The sequence below is a fragment of the Aeromonas sp. ZOR0001 genome, from assembly GCF_000801015.1.
Classification (GTDB): domain Bacteria; phylum Pseudomonadota; class Gammaproteobacteria; order Enterobacterales; family Aeromonadaceae; genus Aeromonas; species Aeromonas veronii.
Map to the genome: position 1 here is coordinate 6,007 of NZ_JRJY01000163.1, position 8,477 is coordinate 14,483.

At 62.2% G+C, this 8,477-nt stretch carries 8 protein-coding genes; 4 read left to right on the forward strand and 4 right to left on the reverse strand.

Translation table 11 applies throughout. From position 1 onward, the window contains the following. The coding region (locus L972_RS19090) for an AraC family transcriptional regulator (RefSeq protein ID WP_081990766.1) at nucleotides 1-829 on the reverse strand (829 nt) is incomplete at its 3' end. A gap of 101 nt (nucleotides 830-930) precedes the next feature. On the opposite strand from L972_RS19090, the gene L972_RS19095 reads away from it, so the two are divergent. Both L972_RS19095 and L972_RS19100 read left to right on the forward strand, forming a co-directional pair. Further along, complete coding sequence (locus L972_RS19095) at nucleotides 931-1,464, forward strand: carboxymuconolactone decarboxylase family protein (RefSeq protein ID WP_047440336.1); 534 nt, start codon at nucleotides 931-933, stop codon at nucleotides 1,462-1,464. A 13-nt stretch (nucleotides 1,465-1,477) separates the two neighbouring features. Further along, nucleotides 1,478-1,918 (forward strand): DUF417 family protein, encoded by a 441-nt coding sequence (locus tag L972_RS19100; protein WP_047440338.1) that lies wholly within the window; start codon nucleotides 1,478-1,480, stop codon nucleotides 1,916-1,918. 40 nt (nucleotides 1,919-1,958) lie between these two features. Here the strand turns inward: L972_RS19100 and L972_RS19105 are convergent, their stop codons facing one another. The 3 genes from L972_RS19105 to L972_RS19115 form a co-directional block, all read right to left on the reverse strand. After that, nucleotides 1,959-3,932 carry a DNA topoisomerase III gene (locus L972_RS19105; protein WP_047440339.1) on the reverse strand — a complete coding sequence of 658 codons (1,974 nt, stop codon included), beginning with the start codon at nucleotides 3,930-3,932 and terminating at the stop codon, nucleotides 1,959-1,961. A gap of 67 nt (nucleotides 3,933-3,999) precedes the next feature. Continuing rightward, on the reverse strand, nucleotides 4,000-4,497 hold the full coding sequence (locus L972_RS19110; RefSeq protein WP_047440341.1) for a response regulator: 498 nt from the start codon (nucleotides 4,495-4,497) through the stop codon (nucleotides 4,000-4,002). A gap of 55 nt (nucleotides 4,498-4,552) precedes the next feature. Continuing rightward, entirely contained in the window at nucleotides 4,553-6,520 is a 1,968-nt protein-coding gene (locus L972_RS19115) for an ATP-binding protein (RefSeq protein WP_047440343.1), read from the reverse strand. 276 nt (nucleotides 6,521-6,796) lie between these two features. On the opposite strand from L972_RS19115, the gene L972_RS19120 reads away from it, so the two are divergent. Together L972_RS19120 and L972_RS22060 are read left to right on the forward strand one after the other, a co-directional pair. Further along, nucleotides 6,797-7,927 (forward strand): NapC/NirT family cytochrome c, encoded by a 1,131-nt coding sequence (locus tag L972_RS19120; protein WP_005339847.1) that lies wholly within the window; start codon nucleotides 6,797-6,799, stop codon nucleotides 7,925-7,927. Nucleotides 7,928-7,950: 23 nt separating this feature from the next. Then, the coding region (locus L972_RS22060) for a twin-arginine translocation signal domain-containing protein (protein WP_047440390.1) at nucleotides 7,951-8,477 on the forward strand (527 nt) is incomplete at its 3' end.

Sequence of the window (8,477 nt, forward strand, 5' to 3'; positions counted from 1 at the left end):
ATTCGGCTTGTTGCTGCGTCTTGAGCCAGCGCCCCGGGCTCACCCCCAACTCCCGCTCGAATGCCCGACCAAAGGCAACACTGCTGCTATACCCCGCCCCCAGAGCCACCTGCACCATGGGCTCCCCCGCTAGCAGTTGCTGGCAAGCGCGCGCCATGCGCCAGCGGGTTAGATAACCCAGCGGCGCTTGACCAACCCGCTCCTGAAACTTCGCGGCAAAGCGGGCCCGCGACATGCCGGCCTCCCGCGCCAGCGTGGCCACCGTCCAGGGTTCATCCCCACGCTGATGCATCACCGAGATCGCTTTGGCCAACTGGGGATCGGAAATACCTGCCAGCATCCCCTGCTGACACACCCCTTGCTCGACCAGATGACGCAGCAGCAGGATCAACAGTACCTCCAGCAAGCGGGAGATCAGCGGATCCTGCCCGTAGCGGGGGTGAAACGCCTCATCAAACAACTGGTTCAGCACCGACGTCAGGGCAGGCAACTCCCTTAGCGGCAGCACCAGCGAGCCCGGTAATGCCAGTTGCAACGGCGATGCGCCCCCCTTGCCGAATGCGACATTGGCGCACACCAAATCACAACCCCCCAGCGTTCTGGGTTCAAGCTTGTGGGGACGTCCCCGAGGGAACAGGATCAGGGTCGGCTCCTCGAGCAGCAAGCTGGTTCCCCCCTCTTCACGCAGCATGACGGCACCGCTGCGCAGCAGATGAAGATGTCCGCCACTCGGATAATCATCACTGGAGGAGTTCTGGCACAGGTTGCCGGCGAAGAAGATCTTGGCTTCGGGGGAGGCATGAACCAACAGGGCAGAGAGCGGATCCATATTTGAGACGAATAGTATTTATTTGCAGACGATGAGTGATAAACCGTATCACGAATGACGGCACACTGTCTCCCGTACCTTCACTACCACAGGAGAAGATCATGAGCCGTATCCAACCCGTATCCCAACCGCAACCAGCTGCCGCCCAGACCCTGGCCACCCTGCACCGCAATCTGGGTATGGTGCCCAACCTCTACGCTACCCTGGCCCACTCGCCAGCCCTGCTCAATGGCTTCCTGGCCTTTGCCGAGGCGCTTGGCAAGGGGCGCCTCACTGCCCCACAACGGGAGTTGCTGGCACTGGCCATAGGTCAAGCCAACGCCTGCCAATACTGTTTGTCTGCCCACACACTACTGGCGGGCAAGGCCGGATTCTCGGCTCAGGAGATCCGGGCTGCCCGGCTCGGCCAGGCCTCGTCTCCCCTTGAGCACGCCCTACTGCAACTGGCAACGGCACTGGTCAGTCAGCGCGGGGTGATCAGTGACGAGCAGCTTGCTAGCGCCCGTGCCGCAGGCGTAGATGACGAGCTGCTGCTGGAGGTGCTCGGCCAGGTGGTGGTCAATACCCTGACCAACTATGGCAATCACCTAGCGGCGACCGAGATCGACTTCCCGCCCGTCACTCTGACCCCTTAAACAAGGAGCCCCCATGCAGCAACATGACAAAGGCTTTCTGGTCGCTCTGGCGGGCGTGGTATTGACCCTGCTCTGGATCGGCGTCTTCAAGTTTACCCCGACAGAGGCAGCCGCCATCAAACCACTGGTAGCCAGCCACCCCTTGATGAGCTGGCTCTATGGCCCCCTGTCGGAACAGAGCGTATCGAACCTGATCGGGGTGGTCGAGATAGTGATCGCCATCGGACTGGTCGTGGGTCTGTGGCAACCTAGCATCGGTTACTGGTGCAGCATGGGGGCTGTCGTCACCTTCCTGGCGACGCTGAGCTTCCTGCTGACTCTGACAGGTGTCTGGAAAGTGGTTGATGGCGTGCCAGTCACCGAGTTCTTCCTGTTCAAGGATCTGGTGTTTCTCGGTGTGGTTCTGCACTACCAGCACAGGATCCGTGCCAGCTTGTCCACTCAGGCAGCCTGACAACAATGCCTTTGGCGCCCGGGATGGGCGCCTTTTTTCGTTATGCCGCCCTGGTCTGGCGCTTGCTGGCCGTCTTGCGCGGTCGGGGCCCGCCAGTCGTGCTGGCCGCCGGACTCTTGCGCCTGGTAAAACGCCGCTTGCCGGCACCCGGCGCCTCCTTGGGCAGGGCGCTGAAGCTGGCGCCGGAATCCTGTCGCGCCCCTTCAATCAGACCGTTGAGCTGCTCGGTGAGCGGCCCCATAAACTGCTGGTAGCTGCCGTGGCGCTCGGCGATCTGGCCAAGGCTCTGCTCCCACAGCGCAGTCATATCCGGCGTGGTAGCGGTGGCTGGCAACGCCTGAACCAGCGCCCGCCCGGTCGGGGTCGCCTTGATGCTCTTGCCCTGACGCACCAGAAAGCGGCGCTTGAACAGCAGGTCGATAATGCCTGCCCGGGTCGCTTCGGTGCCGAGGCCGTCTGTGTCGCGCAGGGTCTTGCGGATCTCGGGATCCTGCACATAGCGGGCGATGCCGGTCATGGCCGCCAGCAGAGTCGCATCGGTGAACGACTTGGGCGGCTGGGTCATCTTCTCCTGCAGTTCGCCCCGCTCGCAGAGCAGTTGCTCTCCCTCTTTCAGGGCAGGCAGCGTGCCCGCCTTCTCTTCGTCGTCATCCTCCTCCACCCCGAGCAGTGCCTTCCAGCCCGCTTTGAGAATGCGCCGCGCCTTGGCCTGAAACAGACCACCGGCGATGCGCAGCAGCACCTTGCTGTCGTTGTATTCGAACGGGGGATAGAACTGCAGCAGATACTGGCGGGCAATCAGGCCATAGAGCTTCGCCTCGTCGGCCCCCAGCGTGGCGGGGTTGCCCTGCTTCTCGGTGGGGATGATGGCGTGGTGGGCATCCACCTTGCTGTCGTTCCACGCCTTGCTGCGGATCTTGCCATCAGCCGCGCTCACCGCCTTGACCAGTGCAGGCGCTGTGGCGGCGATGGCGTCGCGCACCTGCTCGGCCCGCTTGAAGTGGTCGGTCGGCAGATAGCGGCTGTCGGAGCGCGGATAGGTGATGAGCTTGTGACGCTCGTAGAGGCTTTGGCAGATGTCGAGCACCCGCTTGGCATCCATGCCGAACCGCTTGGCGGCATCGATCTGCAGGCTGGAGAGGTTGTAGGGCAGCGGCGCCGCCTGCTTGCGGGCCTGCTCCTCCACCGATTCGACCTGAGCGGGCTGGCCGTTGATCCGGCTAACCACCTTGTCGGCCAGCGCCCGGTTGAGCACCCGCCCCTCCTCATCCTGCCACGGCAGACAGGCTTCCGATGGCAGCCACTTGGCGGTGAAACGCTCGTTGCTATCGGTCAACAGATGGGCCAGCACCTCGTAGAAGGGTTTGGGCACGAAGGCCTCGATCTCGAGATCCCGCCGCACCACCAGCCCCAGCAGCGGGGTCTGCACCCGACCAACCGAGAGCAGCTCGCTGCAACCTGCCTTGCGCCCGAGCAAGGTATAGGCGCGGGTCATGTTGATGCCATAGAGCCAGTCGGCCCGACTGCGGGCCAGTGCGGAGACCGCCAGCGGCACGAACTCCTTGTTGTCCCTCAGTTTGTCGAGGGCGCGGCGCACCGCGGGCGGGTTGAGATCGCTGATGAGGCAGCGCTGCACCGGCTTGGTTTTCGGGTAGCCGAGAAAGTCGATCACCTCATCCACCAGCAACTGCCCTTCCCGATCCGGGTCACCGGCGTTGACCACGCAGTCCGCCTGCTTGATCAGCCGCTTGATGACGGTGAGCTGGGTTTTGGTCTTGGGCTTGGCCACCAGCTGCCACTGGGCGGGGATGATGGGGAGATGCTCCATCCGCCACTGCTTGAAGGCGACGTCATAGGCATCGGGCTCGGCCTGCTCCAGCAGATGGCCGATGCACCAGGTGACCACATCCCCCTGGGCTGTTTCGATAAAACCGTCGCCCTTCTTGTGGGGCTTGGGCAGGGCATCGGCAATGGCACGGCCCAGCGTGGGCTTCTCGGCGATAAAGAGTCGCATCGGTGGCTACCTGCAATACTGTATATGCAGACAGTATACAACTGCCACCGCGAAAGCCCAACTGCCCCTATTCGTCGAACGGGTGATCGTGGATGGCGGCAAACAGCCGCGCCTGATTGAGCAGCGGCGCATAGTGGAAGGCATTTTCGCCATCTTCCGCCAGCAGGTAGTCAGTCAGCTGTTCGCGCACCGCTTCTTGCAGGATCTCCAGCTTCCACGGCTTGGCAAGGTAGTAGTGCAACCCGCCACGATTGACCGCCTCAACGGTGGCCTCCAGCCCCGCTTGTCCGGTCAGCAGCAATTTGCGGCTGGCCCGGGTGGAGGCTCGCCGGTTCAGCTCCACCAGAAAATCGACCCCCAGGGTTCCCGGCATGATGTGGTCACAGAGGATCAGCGCCAGCTTGTTGCCGTCGTGCTCCCACTCCTCCACCACCGCTCGCGCCTCATCGACGCTCTCGGCCGCCTCCAGCTCGAAGTGGGAACGGAACGGGGCGAGATCATGGATCACCGCATCCAGCACCTCCCGCTCATCGTCCACACACAGGATCAGATAGTGTTTGTTCATTGCTCCTCCTTGGCGACATGGTTTGGCACGCCGCGCGATTGATGCTGGCGATAGCTCAGGCCGCATGCTCCTTGTTGTGATGAGGTTCGCCCCCGTAACCGGCCTGCCCCATGCCGTCCAGCGGCAGACAGACCCGCATCCGGGTGTAACGGCCCGGCTCGGAGGCCACCTCAATCCGGCCGTGGTGCTGCTGAACTATCTGCAGTGAGACGCTCAGACCAATCCCGAGGCCGAAATGTCCCTCCCGCTTGGTAGTGAAGTTGAGATCGAAGATCCGCTGCCACAACTCGGGCTCGATGCCGCAACCGCTATCCTCTATCTCCACCATGACCCACTCGGGATCCAGCAATCCGGTACGGATGGTGAGTCGCCCCGGGCCGCTCATGGCATCCAAACTGTTGGCGATCAGGTTGGTCCACACCTGTTGCAGGGCGATGGGGTGACAGCGCACCAGCGGTAGCGGCTGGTACTCCTTGCAGACCTCATGATGCTTGAGGCGGTTTTCGAAAATCATCAGGGTATCTTCCAGCCCCTCGTGCAAGTCCACCAGCGAGGGCTCGGCCCGATCCTGCCGGGCATACTGCTTGAGGCTCTTGACCAGATCGCCGATGCGACGGGCACACACCTCGATGTTGCGCAGGAAGCTGCCGGTCTGCTGGAACAGCTCCAGCCGGGAGAGCAGCGCCTCCCGCTCGTCGGCAGTGCGGCTGGCAAACCAGCGCTGCCAGTTAAGCTCGTCATCCAGATTCATCTGCACCGCCAGCCGCGCCTGTTGGCGATCACCAAAGCGCCCCTCAGCCTGCCGGGTCTTGTCACGGATCTCGCTGGTCGAGACCGGCTGGGAACTCAACGCCTGACAGAGGGTCTGGTTGCCCAGCCCCTTGATGGTTGCTGGCAGCTCGAGATTGACCAGATCGGGGATGGCGGCCCGCAAGGTCTCGCTGCCACGGATAATGGCCGCCACCGGGTTGTTCAGCTCGTGGGCGACACCGGCCACCAGTTGACCCAGCATCGCCATCTTCTCGCTCTCCACCAGCTGGGCGTGAGCGGCATCGAGTGAGTTGAGGGTCTGTTGCAGCCGCATCTCGGTGCGGATGCTGTTTTGCAGACGGCGGTTGAAGTGGCGCAGCAGCAGGTTGGTAAAGGAGGGGAGCAGTTCGCTGCGCGCCTGCATCACCCGGGAGAATTGCAGCTTGTCGAGCTTGATCACCTCGGCACCGGTCAGGGTCACGCCGGTGGTGAAGGCGGGTTCGCCGGTGACGAAGGACATGCCCCCCACCAGCGAGCCAGTACGGTAGTGCACCACCTCCTGATCGATCCCCTGCTCGTCCCGCTTGCGCAGCACCACCTCCCCCTTGGCGATAAACCAGAGGAAGCTGTTGGGCTCCCCCTCGCGGGTCAGCACATGGCCCGGGCTGTAGTGGCGGCAGACCCGCTCCTCGTCATTGCACTCGAAAAACTGGTAGAGGCCGTCGATCACCACCCGGGAGAGTTCTTCATCGCTGCAGTGGGTGTAATCCATAAAGCCCTGCCGATAGGCAGCCAACTGGCGATCGACATGGGCTCGCAGCAGCTTCTGGTTGTCGAGCACGGCGGCATAGCTCAGCAGATCCGCCTCGGGACGCTGCAATACAAAGTGGCTCGCCTGCTCGATCACCGCCCGGCGCAGGCTGCCATCGCGCCAGGGGCGTTGCAGGTAGTAGTCGAGACGACCGAGGTTCACTGCCTCGATGATCGATTTCATCTCCGGCTGACTGCCCAGCAGGATCTTGCGACACGCCTCGTGACGGCTGCCGAGGCGGATCAGAAAATCGGCCCCTCGCCCATCCCCCAGCTCGCTGTCACACACCACTACGGCGGGTGGCTGCCCCTTGCGATCCAGCTCGTCCAAGGCCAGCTCAGCCGACCCCTGACCGACCACCACCACCAGCGCGAAATGGCCGAGCAGCGGAACCAACTCCTGTTCGAATTCGGCCAGCAGTTGCACGTTGGCGGCGACACACAGCAGCGAGAAAGGGCTCATCAGCGACACTCCGTTGAGGCTCACTGCTCACTATATCAGCGAATCTTGTGGGGTTTTGCGAGGGGGCTAACAGCTGTCGCGGAAAGTGCACAAATAGATAAAACAGAAAACAACTGAATTTAATTCGATAAGTATGTCAATAACAAAACAAAAGACAAAATGTGACAACAATCAAAAATATAAACCATGATGGAGGTCAACGCCTTATCCCTATCATTACTACTACTATTGGACTAGTACTATGTAGGTAATTATTGACCGTAGGAAAACGCCGCCATGATTGGAAAACTGATAAGAAAAACCTGGTTCTGGCTCCTGCTGCTCGGGGCCCTGCTGGGTGTCGCGGCACTGGGTGTCACCGTGACCGTGCTGCACAAGACCAGCTCCACCGAATTCTGCGTCTCCTGCCACTCCATGCAGACTCCGCTCGCCGAGTATCAGGGCAGTGTCCACTTCCAGAACACCAAGGGGATCCGCGCCGAGTGCGCCGACTGCCACATCCCGGGCGACCCCACCTCCTACCTGTGGACCAAGATCCGCGCCGTGAAGGATATCTATCACGAGGCGATCGGCACGCTGGATACCCCGGAAAAGTATGAAGCCCACAAGCTGCGGATGGCCCAGTCCGTCTGGGACGAGCTGAAAGCCAACGACTCCGCCACCTGCCGCAGCTGCCACAGCTACGAGGCGATGGACATTCTGGCCCAGCGCCCCAATGCCCGTGCCGAGCACCCGGTCGCCATCAAGGAAGGCCAGACCTGTATCGACTGTCACCGTGGTGTCGCCCACATCATGCCTGACATGAGCGGCCTGGCTGCCGCCGGTGCCAGCGAGCTGGCGCAGGCTGCGGCCCAGACTCCGGCCAACGTCACCACCCGCTACGCCATCGCCACCACCCCGCTGTTCCTCGATGCCGCCGCCAAGACCGACGAAGGCACCCTGATGCCCTCCACCAAGGTAGAAGTGCTGGCCAACGAAAACGGCCGCGCCAAGGTGCAGATCGAAGGCTGGCAACAAGATGGTGTGAGCGAAGTATTCTACGCCGCACCGGGCAAACGGATCCTTAGCGTACTGGTCGGCGATGCCGCCAAGAAAGCGCTGGTCACCGGCCAGAGCGAAACCGACAGCGCCACCAACCTCACCTGGCATCAGGTCAAGCTGACCGCCTGGGTCGACCAGAGCCAGCTCATCGGCGATCAGGGCAAGCTGTGGCAATACGCCTCCACCCTGATGTCCAACAACTGTACCGGCTGCCACGGCCTCACCGCGCTGGATCACTTTAATGCCAACCAGTGGATCGGCGTCATCAAGGGGATGGAATCTCGTACCTCCCTGACCCCGGAACAGGCTCGCATGTTGACCCAGTATGTCCAGAAACACGCCAGTGACATGAGCGCGGCCCACTAAGGCTGGCACAGAGGAAAACCGTTATGACTTTTTTCAATGACAACAAGACCAATCTGTCCCGCCGCAACCTGCTCAAGGGACTCGGCGCCTGCGCAGCCCTGCCCCTGCTCGGCGGCATTTTTCCCAAGAGTGCGCTGGCGCAAGCCATCAGCACCGCATTGAGTCAGTTCCCGACTCTGGTGCCCGCCCAGAAGGGCATTCTGACCGGCGCCCACTGGGGTGCTTTCGAGGCGATCGTCGAAGATGGTCGCATGGTGCGCGTCCAGCCGGTAGCCGATGATCCGGCGCCGAACGATCTTATCGACATGGCGCCGTTCCAGGTGCACGCCAAGAACCGCATCAAGTATCCCATGGTACGCAAGAGCTGGCTGGAGCACGGCCCGGGCGCCAAGCCCGAGCTGCGCGGCGCCGACGAGTGGGTGCGGGTGAGCTGGGAGAAAGCCATCGAACTGGTGGCCGGCGAGATCCAGCGCGTCCAGTCTGATTTCGGCCCGCAGGCGATCCACGCCGGTTCCTACGGCTGGAAGAGTGTCGGCATGTTCCACAACAG